General features: G+C 56.2%; 12 protein-coding genes and 1 pseudogene. 7 read left to right on the top strand and 6 right to left on the bottom strand.

Features of this window, described 5'->3' with window-relative positions; genetic code table 11:
• Positions 1-35 precede the first annotated feature (35 nt).
• Together BFV65_RS12265 and BFV65_RS12260 are read left to right on the top strand one after the other, a co-directional pair.
• Positions 36-695, top strand: a complete 660-nt coding sequence (locus BFV65_RS12265; protein ID WP_022648433.1) for a fumarylacetoacetate hydrolase family protein — start codon at positions 36-38, stop codon at positions 693-695.
• Positions 696-788: 93 nt separating this feature from the next.
• Complete coding sequence (locus tag BFV65_RS12260) at positions 789-1,229, top strand: cysteine cluster protein YcgN (RefSeq protein WP_022648432.1); 441 nt, start codon at positions 789-791, stop codon at positions 1,227-1,229.
• Positions 1,230-1,328: 99 nt separating this feature from the next.
• Here BFV65_RS12260 and dsbB read toward each other — a convergent pair whose 3' ends face one another.
• Positions 1,329-1,859, bottom strand: coding sequence for a disulfide bond formation protein DsbB (dsbB, locus tag BFV65_RS12255; protein WP_069596703.1), 531 nt, complete (start codon positions 1,857-1,859; stop codon positions 1,329-1,331).
• Between the two features lie 46 nt (positions 1,860-1,905).
• A complete protein-coding gene (nhaB, locus tag BFV65_RS12250) occupies positions 1,906-3,444 on the bottom strand; it encodes a Na(+)/H(+) antiporter NhaB (protein ID WP_069596702.1) in 1,539 nt (512 codons plus the stop codon).
• Positions 3,445-3,646: 202 nt separating this feature from the next.
• Here nhaB and fadR point away from each other — a divergent pair, with 202 nt between their 5' ends.
• A complete protein-coding gene (gene fadR, locus BFV65_RS12245; RefSeq protein ID WP_015570315.1) occupies positions 3,647-4,366 on the top strand; it encodes a fatty acid metabolism transcriptional regulator FadR in 720 nt (239 codons plus the stop codon).
• Positions 4,367-4,432: 66 nt separating this feature from the next.
• On the opposite strand, the gene BFV65_RS12240 is transcribed toward fadR, so the two are convergent.
• A complete protein-coding gene (locus BFV65_RS12240; RefSeq protein ID WP_069596701.1) occupies positions 4,433-5,965 on the bottom strand; it encodes a SpoVR family protein in 1,533 nt (510 codons plus the stop codon).
• A 321-nt stretch (positions 5,966-6,286) separates the two neighbouring features.
• Between BFV65_RS12240 and BFV65_RS12230 the strand changes: the two genes are divergently transcribed.
• Both BFV65_RS12230 and dadX read left to right on the top strand, forming a co-directional pair.
• A complete protein-coding gene (locus BFV65_RS12230; RefSeq protein WP_022648428.1) occupies positions 6,287-7,585 on the top strand; it encodes a D-amino acid dehydrogenase in 1,299 nt (432 codons plus the stop codon).
• Between the two features lie 9 nt (positions 7,586-7,594).
• Positions 7,595-8,665: a catabolic alanine racemase DadX gene (gene dadX / locus BFV65_RS12225; protein WP_022648427.1), complete on the top strand. Its 1,071-nt coding sequence runs from the start codon at positions 7,595-7,597 to the stop codon at positions 8,663-8,665.
• 160 nt (positions 8,666-8,825) lie between these two features.
• On the opposite strand, the pseudogene BFV65_RS12220 reads toward dadX, so the two are convergent.
• Positions 8,826-10,493, bottom strand: a pseudogene (locus BFV65_RS12220) (potassium/proton antiporter); the annotation flags it as partial.
• Between the two features lie 97 nt (positions 10,494-10,590).
• Positions 10,591-11,505: a muramoyltetrapeptide carboxypeptidase gene (ldcA, locus tag BFV65_RS12215; RefSeq protein ID WP_038416239.1), complete on the bottom strand. Its 915-nt coding sequence runs from the start codon at positions 11,503-11,505 to the stop codon at positions 10,591-10,593.
• 107 nt (positions 11,506-11,612) lie between these two features.
• Here ldcA and emtA point away from each other — a divergent pair, with 107 nt between their 5' ends.
• Entirely contained in the window at positions 11,613-12,224 is a 612-nt protein-coding gene (emtA, locus tag BFV65_RS12210; RefSeq protein ID WP_022648424.1) for a membrane-bound lytic murein transglycosylase EmtA, read from the top strand.
• A 37-nt stretch (positions 12,225-12,261) separates the two neighbouring features.
• Here the strand turns inward: emtA and ycgR are convergent, their stop codons facing one another.
• Positions 12,262-12,993, bottom strand: coding sequence for a flagellar brake protein YcgR (gene ycgR, locus BFV65_RS12205; protein WP_022648423.1), 732 nt, complete (start codon positions 12,991-12,993; stop codon positions 12,262-12,264).
• A 160-nt stretch (positions 12,994-13,153) separates the two neighbouring features.
• Between ycgR and BFV65_RS12200 the strand changes: the two genes are divergently transcribed.
• On the top strand, positions 13,154-15,256 hold the full coding sequence (locus BFV65_RS12200; RefSeq protein ID WP_069596699.1) for a TonB-dependent siderophore receptor: 2,103 nt from the start codon (positions 13,154-13,156) through the stop codon (positions 15,254-15,256).
• The last annotated feature ends 353 nt before the right edge of the window (positions 15,257-15,609 follow it).

Raw genomic sequence — 15,609 nt, 5'->3', positions numbered from 1 at the left:
CCGGGAACAACTCATCAACCGATTAGGGGTCGACCATGTATCAACATCATAACTGGCAAGGTGCATTACTGGATTATCCCGTCAGCAAAGTGATCTGCGTGGGCAGCAACTATGCAAAACATATTCAGGAGATGGGCAGCGCCGTGCCGGATGAGCCGGTTCTGTTTATTAAGCCAGAAACCGCACTGTGCGATATTCGCCAGCCGCTGGTTCTGCCGCAGGGGCTGGGCTCGGTGCATCATGAAGTGGAGCTGGCGGTGCTGATCGGCGCGACGCTGCGCCAGGCGACCGAAGAGCATGTAGAGAAAGCGATTGCGGGTTACGGTGTCGCGCTCGACCTGACCCTGCGCGACGTCCAGAGCAAAATGAAGAAAGCGGGGCAGCCGTGGGAAAAAGCCAAGGGCTTTGACAATTCATGCCCGATTTCCGGTTTCGTTCCGGTGAGTGAATTTACCGACGACCCGCAGAATACGCCCCTCAGCCTGAAGGTCAACGGCGAGATCCGCCAGCAGGGGACGACCGCTGACATGATCCATAAGATCGTTCCGCTGATTGCCTACATGAGCCGCTTCTTCACCCTGAAACCCGGCGACGTGATCCTTACCGGCACTCCGGAAGGTGTGGGGCCGCTGCACAGTGGCGACGAGCTGGACGTCAGTTTTAACGGCCTGTCGCTGAAAACCCGCGTGCTGTAAAAGCACCTTGCCGCCTGAAAAGGGCGGCAAAACTTGCATCAACGTGCCAGACTCGTTATAAGGTGCGCTCTATTTTGACGTGTGGACATCCCGATGAACGACATTCCTTTCTGGCAAAGCAAAACTCTCGACGACATGACCGACGCGGAGTGGGAATCGTTGTGTGACGGCTGTGGGCAGTGCTGCCTGCATAAGCTGATGGATGAAGATTCGGATGAGATCTATTTCACCAACGTAGCCTGCAAGCAGTTAAACATCAAAACCTGCCAGTGCCGCAACTACGAGCGCCGTTTCGACTATGAGCCGGACTGCATCAAGTTAACCCGTGAAAATCTGCCGACCTTTGAGTGGCTGCCGCATACCTGCGCGTATCGCCTGCTGGCGGAAGGTAAAGATCTGCCCACATGGCATCCGCTATTGACGGGGTCGAAAGCGGCGATGCACGGCGAGCGTATTTCCGTGCGCCACATTGCGGTGAAAGAGTCCGAGGTGCAGGACTGGGAAGACCACATTATGAATCACCCTAATCGGTGATAATAAAAAACCCGCCGAGGCGGGTTTTTTATTATGCGCAATTTTGTCGGGTGGCGCTGCGCTTACCCGACCTACAAAACTGACGTTGCCGTTTTGCTTTTACCTTCCAAAAAGATCGCGTTTCTTTGGCTTGAACGGCTGGGCAATCAGCACCAGCAGCGCTACCATGAAGTAGGCGACAAAAATGCCCACCAGCCACTGCGGCATCTCCAGCGTCAGAAACTCCCACTGGCGTACAGAGCAGTCACCGGAGGCCACAAACACCTGCGGCAGCCATTTATCCAGCGGCAGCCAGCTCGGGAAGCGGGCCGCAAAGTCGCAGGTCATAAACGGCGACGGGTGAAGCTGCATCTGGGTGTGCTCCCAGGCAAGCGCAATCCCTTTCCCGGCGCTGTACAGCCAGATGGCAATTGCGGCATAGCGTAACGGTGTTTTAGGTGCAATCGCACCTACCAGACCTGCGCCCATAATGCCGAACAGCGCACAACGCTCATAAATACACAGGACGCAAGGTTTCAGCCCCATCACATGCTGAAACCACAGCGCGACCATTTCCAGCGCAAAGGCGGTCAGGGCCATCAACAACCACGCTCCGCGACCGCGTGAGCACTGGTTCAAAAATCGCAACATAATCATTTCCCTGGAACATGCTTAGACAGCGCAGTGTAAACGAATTTTAATGCGCCGCAAGTATACCTGCTTGCAACAACCATTGCGTACAGGGGACGAGAGTAATTTTGATGCACAGCAAACCAACAAGGGTAAGCACCAGCGTGTACGGCAGCGCCATCCAGACCATTCTTCCATAAGAAAGTCGTATGAGTGGCGCCAGCGCCGAGGTCAGCAGGAAGAGGAAGGCCGCCTGACCGTTCGGGGTTGCCACGGAGGGGAGGTTGGTTCCAGTGTTGATCGCCACCGCCAGCAGCTCGAACTGTTCACTGCTGACAATCCCTTGCTCCATCGCGGCTTTGGCCTCATTGATGTATACCGTCCCGACAAAGACGTTATCGGATATAGAAGACAACAGACCGTTAAACAAATAGAACAGCGTTAGCTGCGAATCTGGCGTGGCCTGAAGCACAAACGCGATGATTGGCGCGAAAAGATGTTGATCAATAATCACCGCCACGACGGCGAAAAACACCGCCAGCAGGGCGGTAAACGGCAGCGCTTCGGTAAAGGCTTTTCCGATAGCATGTTCGTCCGTGACGCCGCTCAGGCTGGTTGCCAGAATAATTACCGACAGACCAATCAGCCCCACCTCGGCAAGGTGGAAGGCCAGCGCAGCGATAAGCCACACGCCGATGATGCCCTGTGCAATCAGGCGCAGCGTCTCCTGGCGCGTGCGTTGTTTGCGGCTCTGCTCGTCAAACTTATGCAGCTCCTGACGGACCTGATCGGGCAACTTCGCGCCATACCCAAAAAGGTTGAATTTTTCGACCAGCACGCAGGTCGCTAAGCCGCAGATCAGAACGGGCACGCTGACCGGCGCCATGCGCAGGAAAAATTCGCCAAATTGCCACTCAGCCGCTTTGGCGATAATCAGGTTTTGCGGCTCTCCAACCATTGTCATCACGCCGCCCAGCGCCGTCCCCACGCCCGCATGCATCATCAGGCTGCGCAGAAACGCGCGGAACTGCTCGAGCACATCGCGGTTGTGCGCCTCAACGTGGCTGTCGTCCTGCAAGTTATCGCCAGGACGAGACGAGGCAACCCGGTGGTAAATACCGTAAAAGCCGACGGCGACGCTGATCACCACAGCCACAACCGTCAGCGCATCCAGGAAGGCAGAGAGGAAAGCCGCGGCGAGGCAAAACGCCAGCGAGAGCAGCGTTTTCGACGGAATGCTCAGCAGCAGACGGGTGAAGATAAACAGCAGAAGCTGCTTCATAAAGTAGATCCCCGCCACCATGAAGATCAGCAGTAGCAGGACTTCAAGATTCGACGCAATCTCATTTTTAACATGCTCCGCGCTGGTCATTCCAATGACCACGGCTTCCAGCGCCAGCAGCCCGCCGGGCAGCAGCGGATAGCACTTCAATGCCATCGCCAGGGTAAAGATAAACTCGGCGACCAACATCCACCCGGCAACGAAGGGATCCAGCAAAAAGATAACGGGATTAACGACCAGGAATACCAGTAGAGTGAGTTTGTACCAGTCAGGTGACTGACCTAAAAAGTTGCGCCACAGCGCGCGCCCAAATGAAATTTCCACGACAGACGTCCTTTCCCCGTCAAATAAGACAAGACATCAGTATACGCAAAAACGGCGGCGGAGAGGGGGATAAAGCCATTTTGTAAATTTCATAAAAATGAAACGGCGATCCCTCTTTTCTGTCTCTGCTGCGCTATCTGCCTCTGCGCGCCTCTGGTATGATGAGTGCAATTTGCTAAAGCTGTGTAATGGAAATCTCACTATGGTCATTAAGGCGCAGAGCCCGGCGGGTTTCGCGGAAGAGTACATCATTGAAAGCATCTGGAATAATCGTTTCCCTGCGGGATCAATTCTACCTGCTGAACGCGAACTCTCTGAACTGATTGGCGTCACCCGTACCACGCTGCGAGAAGTGCTCCAGCGTCTGGCGCGCGATGGCTGGTTGACGATACAGCATGGCAAACCCACTAAGGTGAATAACTTCTGGGAAACGTCCGGGCTGAATATTCTGGAAACGCTGGCGCGTCTCGATCACGAAAGCGTACCGCAGCTGATTGACAATCTGCTTTCGGTGCGCACCAACATCGCTACCATTTTCATCCGCACCGCGTTTCGTCAGCATCCTGAAGATGCGCTGAAGGTGCTTGCCACCGCCAATGAGGTGGAAGACCACGCGGACGCCTTTGCGACCCTCGACTACAACGTGTTCCGCGGTCTGGCGTTTGCTTCCGGCAATCCGGTTTACGGTCTGATCCTGAATGGAATGAAAGGGTTATATACACGCATTGGTCGTCACTACTTTGCCAACCCTGAAGCCCGCAGCCTGGCGCTCGGCTTTTACCATAAACTGAGCAAGCTCTGCACCGAAGGGCTGCACGATCAGGTCTATGAAACGGTGCGTCGTTATGGCCACGACTCCGGTGAAATCTGGCACCGAATGCAGAAAACCCTGCCGGGTGATTTAGCGATTCAGAGTCGCTGAAATAAAAAACCTCTCGATTGAGAGGTTTTTTTCGCCCGGTGGCGCTTCGCTTACCGGGTAAAAAATCTACAACGTATTCAACCGCGCCGGGCACCGCTCCAGCAGCTCCACACTGCCATCTTCATTCTGCTGCTCCAGCGACACGTCAAATCCCCACAGGCGATGCACATGCTTCAGCACTTCCTTACGCCCCTTATCCAGCGGTGCGCGGTTGTGAGGGATATAGCGCAGCGTCAAAGAGCGGTCACCGCGCAGATCCACATTCCAGACCTGAATGTTCGGTTCAAGATTGCTCAGGTTGTACTGAGACGACAGGCGCGAGCGGATCTCACGATAGCCCTCTTCGTTGTGGATCGCAGAGATCTCCAGGTAGTTGTTGCGGTCATCATCCAGTACGGTGAAGAAGCGGAAATCACGCATGATTTTCGGCGACATGAACTGGCTGATAAAGCTCTCATCCTTAAAATCACGCATCGCGAAGTGCAGCGTTTCCAGCCAGTCAGAACCGGCAATATCCGGGAACCAGTATTTGTCCTCTTCGGTGGGCGACTGGCAGATACGCTTGATATCCTGGAACATGGCAAAGCCGAGTGCGTACGGGTTAATGCCGCTGTACCACGGGCTGTTATACGCTGGCTGGAATACCACGTTGGTGTGGCTGTGCAGAAACTCCATCATAAACCGTTCAGAGACTTTTCCCTCGTCATACAGGTGGTTCAGAATGGTGTAGTGCCAGAAGGTCGCCCAGCCTTCGTTCATCACCTGGGTCTGCTTCTGAGGATAGAAATACTGGCTCACCTTGCGCACGATGCGCAAGATCTCACGCTGCCACGGCTCCAGCAGTGGGGCGTTCTTCTCCATAAAGTAGAGCAGGTTTTCCTGCGGCTCGGAAGGGTAACGACGCGCCTCGGCGACGGTTTTCTCCTCCTCACGTTTCGGCAGGGTGCGCCACAGCATATTCACCTGGCTTTGCAGATACTCCTCGCGGCTCTTCTGCCGGGCTTTCTCTTCCTGCAATGAGATCTTCTGCGGACGCTTATAGCGATCAACGCCGTAATTCATCAGCGCGTGGCAGGAGTCCAGCAGCTTCTCTACCTCGTCCACGCCGTAGCGCTCTTCGCAGTCGGTAATGTATTTGCGGGCGAAGATAAGGTAATCGACGATGGAGCTGGCGTCCGTCCAGCTGCGGAACAGATAGTTATTTTTGAAGAACGAGTTATGTCCATAGCAGGCGTGCGCCATCACCAGCGCCTGCATGGTAATGGTGTTCTCCTCCATCAGATAGGCAATACACGGGTTAGAGTTAATAACGATTTCATACGCCAGCCCCTGCTGTCCGTGCTTATACAGTCGCTCCGTTTCAATGAATTTTTTACCAAACGACCAGTGCGGATAGTTAATCGGCATCCCGACGCTGGAGTAAGCGTCCATCATCTGTTCCGAGGTGATGACTTCAATCTGATGGGGATAGGTGTCCAGACGATAGAGTTTGGCCACCCGGTCGATCTCCGCCAGGTAGACATCCAGCAATTCGAAGGTCCAGTCGGGTCCATCGCTCAGACGGGTGCTGTCCCTTGACATGGAATCTAGTGTAGCCATTAGCGCGCCCTCGTTGTTGGTCGCTCTCTCTGACTGGAGAGCCTCCTTTCAAGCATAGATCACCCCATTCAAATACGCGGGGCGCAGAAATTTTTTCTTTGCGATTTCCCGTTTTCGATACGGCAAAAAAAGCGGTGCTCGCAGAATTTTCTACTGGTTAAAAATAACGCGCAGCAGGAGATCCCAAATAAGCGCCATCCCCTGATACAGCGGGATATGTGAGTTGAGTCACCATAAAAAAGTCATATGTTGAATAATATTTTCAGCTAGGTTATCAATCTGTAATTAGATGATTGTTCTTTTGCTCATAATGGAGTGGCTATGCGTGTTGTCATACTGGGAAGTGGTGTCGTTGGCGTAACCAGCGCCTGGTATTTAAGTCAGGCGGGACATGAGGTTACCGTTATCGATCGCGAATCCGGTCCGGCGCTGGAAACCAGTGCGGCGAATGCGGGGCAGATCTCCCCGGGCTACGCTGCGCCGTGGGCGGCCCCGGGCGTTCCGCTGAAGGCGATCAAATGGATGTTTCAGCGACATGCGCCGCTGGCGATAAGCCTTGACGGCACGCAGTTCCAGCTTAAGTGGATGTGGCAGATGCTGCGCAACTGCGATACCCGCCACTACATGGAGAACAAAGGGCGCATGGTGCGCCTCGCAGAATACAGCCGCGATTGCCTGAAAGCGCTGCGTTCCTCAACGGGGATCGAATATGAAGGGCGCCAGGGCGGCACACTTCAGCTGTTCCGTACCGCGCAACAGTATGAAAACGCGACCCGCGATATCGCCGTGCTTGAAGACGCGGGCGTACCGTATCAGCTGCTGGAAGCCAGCCAACTTGCCCAGGTGGAGCCAGCACTTGCCGAGGTCGCGCACAAGCTGACGGGCGGCCTGCGTTTACCGAACGATGAAACTGGCGACTGCCAGCTTTTCACCCAGCGTCTGGCGCGCATGTGTGAGCAGGCCGGGGTGAAATTCCGCTTCAACACCTCTGTCGACAAGCTGCTGTCGGAAGGGGAGAAGATTTACGGCGTGAAGTGTGGAGAAGAGGTCATCAAAGCCGATGCTTACGTGATGGCGTTCGGATCCTATTCTACCGCGATGCTGAAAGGGATCCTGGATATCCCGGTCTATCCGCTGAAAGGCTACTCCCTGACCATTCCCGTGAAAGAGGACAGCGGCGCGCCAGTATCAACTATTCTTGATGAAACCTACAAAATCGCCATCACCCGTTTCGATAACCGGATCCGCGTCGGCGGCATGGCGGAAATCGTGGGCTTCAATACCGAACTGCTCAAACCACGTCGTGAAACGCTGGAGATGGTCGTCGGCGATCTCTTCCCGCGCGGCGGTTTCATTGAGCAGGCGACGTTCTGGACCGGCCTGCGTCCAATGACCCCGGACGGTACGCCGATTGTGGGCCGTACGCCTTACAAAAATCTGTGGACAAATACCGGCCACGGTACGCTTGGCTGGACCATGGCCTGCGGTTCGGGCCAGCTGCTTAGCGACCTGATTTCCGGGCGGACGCCGGCAATTCCGTTTGACGATTTAAGCGCCGCACGCTATCAATCAGGGTTTACCCCCTCGCGTCCACAACACCTGCACGGCGCGCATAATTAAGGAGTCGTCATGTCCCGTCCCATTCTGGCCCAGCTGGATTTGCAGGCGCTGAAGGATAACCTGCAAATTGTTCGTCGTGCTGCGCCGGGTTCTCGTGTCTGGTCGGTGGTGAAAGCCAACGCCTACGGTCATGGTATCGACCGTATCTGGAGTGCGCTCGGCGCTACCGACGGTTTTGCCTTGCTGAATCTGGAAGAGGCCATCCTGCTGCGTGAGCGCGGCTGGAAAGGACCGATCCTGCTGCTGGAAGGATTCTTCCATGCGCAAGATCTGCCTCTGCTGGATAAGTACCGCCTGACGACCAGCGTTCACAGTAACTGGCAGATCAAGGCCATTCAGGACGCGAAGCTGCATGCCCCGCTGGATATCTATCTCAAAGTGAACAGCGGTATGAACCGACTGGGCTTCCAGCCTGAACGTGTGCACACGGTCTGGCAGCAGCTTCGTGCGCTGAAAAACGTCGGTGAGATGACGCTGATGGCGCATTTTGCCGATGCGGAAAAGCCGGACGGCATTGCCGATGCTATGGTCCGCATTGAGCAGGCGGCAGAAGGGCTGGACTGTCCGCGCTCGCTGTCGAACTCAGCGGCAACGCTCTGGCATCCCGAGGCGCATTACAACTGGGTGCGCCCGGGGATCGTGCTGTACGGCGCGTCACCCTCAGGTCAGTGGCAGGATATCGCCAACAGCGGCCTGAAGCCGGTGATGACGTTACGAAGCGAAATTATCGGCGTGCAAACCCTGAAAGCGGGCGATACGGTGGGCTATGGCAGCCGCTATCGGGCAGCGGGCGAACAGCGTATCGGTATCGTGGCGGGGGGCTATGCAGATGGTTATCCGCGCATCGCCCCGAGCGGCACTCCGGTGTGGGTCGATGGCGTGCGTACGGGCACGGTAGGCACCGTCTCAATGGACATGTTGGCTATTGATTTGACGCCATGTCCTCAGGCGGGGATCGGCTCACCGGTTGAGCTGTGGGGCAACGAGGTTAAAATTGATGATGTGGCCGCTGCGGCGGGCACTGTCGGGTATGAACTGATGTGCGCGCTGGCGTCAAGAGTGCCTGTTGTGACGGTGTAACATGTGTGTGCCGGGTGGCGGCTTCGCCTTACCCGGCCTACAAAAGCCCGAACGTAGGCCGGGTAAGCGTTAGCGCCACCCGGCAAAAAAGCAGCTACTCCTCCTCCTCCTCCATCGGCCTTACGCCGACTTTGCGCACCGCGTTATCCTCTTTCTCGGCCACCGTCCAGACCATCCCGGCAAACTCCACCTGGTCACCGACGACCGGTGCAGCCCCTAATATTTGCTGAATAATCTCGCCCAGTGTTTGCTGGTTATCGCGATTCTCCAGTCCTCCCTCCAGGCCATAAATCAGCGCCACATCCGCAAAGCGGGCGCTGGCTTCGAGGATAAAATCGCCGAAGAAACGCTGATCCAGCGCCACCGGGGGCGACTGGCTGAACAGCTTGCCAAGGGCAGGCAGGTCGCGCTCGCGGCCAATCACGCAGAGGATATCGTTCTCTCGCAGCCGCGTGCTGCCGGTCGGGTGAAGCAGGGCGTTATCCCGGAACAGGGCGGCAATACGCGTTTCAGCGGGCATATGCAGATCGCGTAACGAAGCACCCACGCACCACTTATCGGCGCTTAACTGATAGACAAACTGTTCCCACGGGTTGTCTGGGTGAATATCCAGCCCCACGCGGGAGACCGGCCAGCCAACGGGCGGTACCACCACTTTGGCTTTTTTCGCCGCCCAGCCCAGCGACGTCCCCTGGAACAGCAGCGATACCAGCACCACGAAGAAGGCGACGTTGAAGAACAGACGAGCGTTGTCTAGTCCGGCCATCATCGGGAAAACCGCCAGGATAATCGGCACCGCGCCGCGCAGCCCCACCCAACTGATAAATATCCGCTCACGCAGGTTAAACCCGCGGAACGGCAGCAGCCCGGCAAACACCGACAGCGGACGGGCGATGAAGATCATCCAGGCCGACAAAAGCAGCGCTGGCACGACGATAGGCAGCAGGTCGGAAGGCGTCACCAGCAGGCCCAGCACCAGGAACATGGCGATCTGTGCCAGCCAGGCCAGCCCGTCAAAGTTTTGCAGTATCGCATAACGGTTACGAATCGGTCGGTTGCCCAGCAGGAATCCACAGAGGTAAACCGCCAGAATACCGCTGCCGTCCAGCGCGGTGGTGACGGCAAAGATCAGGATCCCGCCGCTCAGGGCCAGCAGCGGGTAAAGGCCGGAAGGCAGCGTAATACGGTTGATTGTCTGCTGTAACAGGTAACCGCCGCCGAGACCAATGATAATCCCGAGGCCAAACTGCTGGAGGATGTGCCAGGCGAACATCCAGCTCAGGCCAGTTTCGTGCTGCTGGATCATCTCAATCAGGGTGATGGTCAGGAACACCGCCATCGGATCGTTGCTGCCGGATTCAATCTCAAGCGTGGAGCCAACGCGCTCGTTCAGCCCCTTGCCGCCGAGCAGCGAGAACACCGCCGCCGCATCGGTAGAGCCGACAATCGCGCCAATAAGCAGGCCTTCCATCATATCGAGGTTAAACAGCCAGGCTGCCATCATACCGGTCAGGCCGGAGGTGATTAGCACGCCGACGGTAGCCAGAGACAGCGCCGGGCCTAAGGCAACGCGAAACGAACTTGCCTGGGTGCGCATGCCGCCGTCCAGCAAGATCACCGCCAGCGCGAGGTTACTTACCATATAGGCGAAAGGGTAATTATCGAAGGGGATACCGCCGATTCCGTCAACCCCCGCCAGCATGCCGATAGCCAGGAAAATGACAAGAATAGGTATGCCAAGGCGCGATGAAAATGAACTTAATAAAATGCTGAAGGTTACCAGGATGGAACCCAGAATGAAAAGACTGATTATCGCTGTGGCACTCAATGTCGTCTTACTCCCACCTCAATGTGAACGCTGTTATTAAAACCCTAACATATTAACAACTGTATCTGCGTTTTATTGAGGGGGAATAACGGCTTTTTTATGCCTTTAAGACCGGATGACCGCTGATTGTTAACCGACTGCCTGAATTACCGTGTGCAAGGTGCGCCTGGGCACCCAGTGGCAAGGTAACGGTTTGCTGCTCATGGCCGAAATTCAGACCGGCGATCACCGGAATATCCAGCCGGGAACGAATGAAATCGACCATCGTCTCCAGCGTGTAGCCCGCGTCGTAATCGTTGGGGGCTGACCCGCTGAAACTGCCTAGCACAATGGCCGACTGCCGATCCAGGATCCCGGCGTGATAAAGCTGTAACAGCATGCGTTCGACGCGGAACGGGTGTTCGTTGATATCTTCCAGCACCAGAATGCCGTCCTCGATCTGCGGCAGCCACGGTGTCCCAATCAGCGATACCAGCATCGCGAGGTTTCCGCCCCACAGCTGCCCTTCACATTCCCAGTGCGGTCCGTTGCCTTGCCACGCGACGGTAAACGTCGGGTTTTGCAGGGCGCGCCAGAAATGGTCCTGCGTAAACGCATCCAGCTCCGGCGCACCAAAGTTGCCGGCCAGCATCGGGCCGCTAAAGGTAATGACGTTATGCAACGCCAGCAGGCCGAGCTGGATCGCTGTGAAATCGCTGTGTCCGCAGATTAACAGCGGATCCTGCTGCTGGCGTGCGGCCAGCCCGGACCAGTCGATGCTCTCCAGCAGTCGGCTTGCGCCATAGCCGCCGCGCACGGCCAGCACAATAGTGTTTTCACCTTCCAGCGTCGCCAGGCTGTTGATATCGCTCAGTCTCTGCGCCTCCGTACCGGCAAAACGCTGCATGCGGCGGGGGATAATTGTCTGATTTTCTACCTGATGGCCCATTTCCAGCAGGCGCTGAACGCCCCGCTGTGCCGCCTCCTGGTTGATGCAGTAGCCCGACGGTGCGATGAGATGAAACTGAGGCATGGCAATTCCTTGCTGAATGAGAATCTAATTGTCTATATCATGCCGCTTATACGCCGCCTGCTTCAAGGGGCGACGTACCGCGATGACCGGCTATAAGGATAGATGACGTGAAATTGAGATGGTTTGCTTTTTTGATTGTGTTGCTCGCTGGCTGTAGTTCAAAACATGATTATAAAAATCCCCCCTGGAATCCTGAAGTCCCGGTAAAGCGGGCCATGCAGTGGATGCCGATCAGCGAACAAGCCGGGAAGGCCTGGGGCGTGAGCCCGCGCCTGATCACCGCGATCATCGCCGTGGAGTCCGGCGGTAACCCGACGCTGGTGAGTAAATCGAATGCGGTGGGGCTGATGCAGTTAAAAGCCTCTACGGCGGGAAGAGAGGTCTATCGCTACATGGGCTGGAAGGGACAGCCATCCACCAGCGAGCTGAAAAACCCGGAACGTAATATCTCTATGGGAACCGCTTACCTGAGCATTCTGGAGCATGGCATTCTGAAGGGGATTGACGATCCGGAAGTGATGCAATATGCGCTGGTGGTGTCGTACGTTAACGGAGCTGGCGCGCTGCTCCGAACCTTCTCATCCGATCGCAAAGAGGCGATAGAAGAGATTAACGATATGGATAAAGATGAATTCTTCGAACACGTTGTGAAGAATCATCCGTCAGCACAGGCTCCACGTTATATCTGGAAAGTACAGAAAGCAATGGACGCCATGTAACGTCTTTGTCGGGCGGCAGCACGCTGCCCGACGCCTTTCAGCGCACTTTATTCGCGCGTTCCCGCGCTTCACGCTCCAGTGAAAAAATGATGCGCTGTAGTTCGCGCTCGGCGCCTGGCCCGACATTCAGAAAGCGAAAACTCAATCGCGGCGTGGTAATGGTTTCGTTTTTGCCGTCCACCACCTTGCGCTCGCTGATGGCAATCAGCTGGGCGTCAAACCAGAAGCGTCCCCATCCGCCCATATCCAGCTCGATCTGACTAAAACGCATACCTTCCACCAGCCCTTCCGGCTTCGGCATATCCATCAACGCTCCCATGCCGCCCAGCGACAGGTCGAAGAGACGAAAGCGGATCTCTTTTTTGTCCGGCATTTTCGCCTTACAGAAGTAGGCCGGGTGAAGCGGGGCGCTGATGCGAAAATACTCGCGGCGCTGCACGAACCAGAGATTAGCGGGCAGGGGGGTGATAAACGCAGGCAAACCCTGGTACACGATCGTGGTCAGGCGAGGCAGTATAAACTCGACTTTAGCCCCCTGCGTTTCGGCCATCACCGAGAGGTTTTCTGCCTGTAGCGCGGCACGGTTTTCATCGCTCTGGCTACCCAGATCCACGATCAGGTGTTCTGCCGTCACGTCCAGGATCTTGCTGATAAACTGGCTGGTTGACCAGTTGATGCGCAGCGGCACCTCGCCCTTTTTCAGGTCGCGTAACACCCCTAATACAGCCAGCGGATTTTGTTTCAGGAACTGCTCACTGTAGCTACTCACGCCAGATGGCTCCTCGATAGATGACAGACTGTCTCTGGGTTATCGGCACGCTGGCATGAAACTTAATACAAACGATCTGTTTTTCTCCGCTGATATTGATTCGGTAATAAAAATGATAATAATTGTCGTTCCCAATATCATCTAATAATAAGACGACACTATGAGCACCTCACGTTTTGCGTTATGCGCGTTGGCAGGCGCCGTCACGCTGGCATTGCAGACACAGGCTTTCGCAGAAGAACCCACCATCGTGGTAACCGCTACAGAGCAGGGCAGCGCGCTCCCTGCCTGGACCAATAGCGCCACGAAATCAGCCGTTGCGGAAAGTAAAACGCCGCAGGTGATCAACACCATCGCCGCTAAAGAGATTGAGCAGCGGCACGCCAGTTCGGTAAACGAGATCCTGCGCTATGCGCCGGGCGTTTCCACGGAGGTGCGCGGGAGCACCTCTTACATGAGCGAGTACAAAATCCGCGGGTTCAACGTCGATCAGGAGTTCTACAACGGCCTGCAACTTCCCTATAACGTCACCGGGAACACCAAAGCGCGAATCGATCCGCTGCTGATTGAGAGCGTCGATATCCTGAAGGGGCCGTCATCCGTGCTGTATGGCGGCGGCTCCCCGGGCGGGCTGGTCAATATTCAGAGTAAAAAGCCGCAGAAAGAGGCGAAAACGGAACTGGGCTTTAATACCGGAAACCGCAATCTGAAAGAGGGGTACCTGGATTCCACGGGGCAGATCGCGAACAGCGACTGGAACTATCGTCTGCTGGGCAAAGCGACGGAAAGTGACGAACAGGCGCACACCACGCGCTATGAAAACTATCTGGTGGCCCCCTCCGTGACCTGGCAGCCGGATGACAAAACGCGCCTGACCATTGACGCGCTGGCGCAAAATACGCCGAGCCTGACGCCGTCTGATCCGATGCCGCTAAGCTATCTGCGGTCTAAATACGCCGATCGTCGTGACTATGCCGGGGATGAGTGGAGCGGCTTCAAACAGCGCCAGTGGATGCTGGGCTACAGCTTTGAGCATGAGTTTGACAGTGGCTGGGGCTTTAACCAGAAAGCGCGCTACTTTGACGTGGATACCCACCAGCGCAGCGCCTATTCCACCGGGACGGGCAGCGAGGTCTACCAGCTTAACCGCTTCGCCTATACCACGGATGAAGATTTGCAGAGCTTCAACATTGATAACCAGGTTACCCGAACCGTCGCGCTGGGGGACTGGCAACATCATCTGCTGGCGGGCTTTGACTACCAGAAGCTGAACTCTCACTTCCATTATCGTTACGCCTCGTCCACACCGGGTATCGATATGCGCAATCCGAATCACTCGCAGATCGATAACGATGCGCTGGGGCTTGTAACCGCGCAGAAAAACCGTCTCGGCTATCAGCAGAATGGCTATTACCTTCAGGATCAGATTGCGTTTGGCGGGCTTAACGTGCTGGCCAGCCTGCGCTTTGACGACTACCGTTCCGTCACCACCAACTATCTGCAAAACGGTGACAAAGCCTGGGTATCGCAGGATCGCCTCACCAAACGACTGGGGGCGCTTTATGCCTTCGACAATGGTCTCTCGCCGTTTATCAGCTATTCGGAAGGCTTCGCACCGGTATCGCCGCAGGGTACGCTGACCGCGAAAGACGTTAAGCCCACCACCAGTAAGCAGGTGGAGGGTGGGGTGAAATATCTGCTGGCGGAATATGCAACTACCTTCACCGCCTCGGTGTTTAACATTCGTCAGAAAAATGTGGTGACCAGCGATCCGGGCTTCCTCAACTACCGCCAGACCGGGGAAGTGGAATCGAAAGGCGCGGAGCTTTCCGCTATTAGTCGTCCAACGGATAACCTGACGCTGATTGCCAATTATGCCTACACCCACGCCATCAATACCGAAGATGACAAGTACCAGGGCAAACGACCGACGCAGGTCCCTGAGAACGCCTTTAATCTGTGGGGAGATTACACCTTTGACAGCACGCCGCTGAGAGGGTTAACGCTGGGGGCTGGTGCACGCTACACCGGGCCGATGGAGATCTCGCCAGCCAATGATGCAGGCAAGCTGGGCGGTACGACGCAGTACGATCTGGCGGCATCTTACCGCATGGGCGAACTGGCGCCATCGCTGGAGGGGCTGGCGCTGAAAGCGAGCGCGCAGAACGTCACCAACAAAGAGACGCTCACCTGCTATGACGCGACCAACTGCTGGATAGGCCGCGACCGCACCTTCCAGGTCGGGGCGAGCTACAGCTTCTGAAAAAAGCCCGGTGGCGCTACCGCACTGAACAGTCCCCTCGCCCCTCCGGGGAGAGGGTTAGGGTGAGGGGAACATACGGCGGTGGTGGTCATTCCGTTCACTTTATGTTCCTTGCTACTCTGTAACGACATGACCGGTGAACGTGCCAGGGTGGCTCAGTCGCCACCACCCTGGCGACCCGGGCTCCCGGCGGTAAATCGCCGCTTCGCGGTGCCCTCGGCTTATTCCTTCCGGCTTATCGGGTACGGGCGGAGGCAACGTCCCTGTAAAGCCGCCCTCTCGGCGCATCCCTGCGCCTCGCCCCGGCCTTCAGGAAACGCCTCAGCGATTTACAGCCGGACCAGGTCATCGCT

The organism is Enterobacter hormaechei subsp. hoffmannii, from assembly GCF_001729745.1.
In the GTDB taxonomy this organism is placed as follows: Bacteria; Pseudomonadota; Gammaproteobacteria; order Enterobacterales; family Enterobacteriaceae; genus Enterobacter; species Enterobacter intestinihominis.
This window is presented reverse-complemented; position numbering and strand designations above follow the sequence as displayed.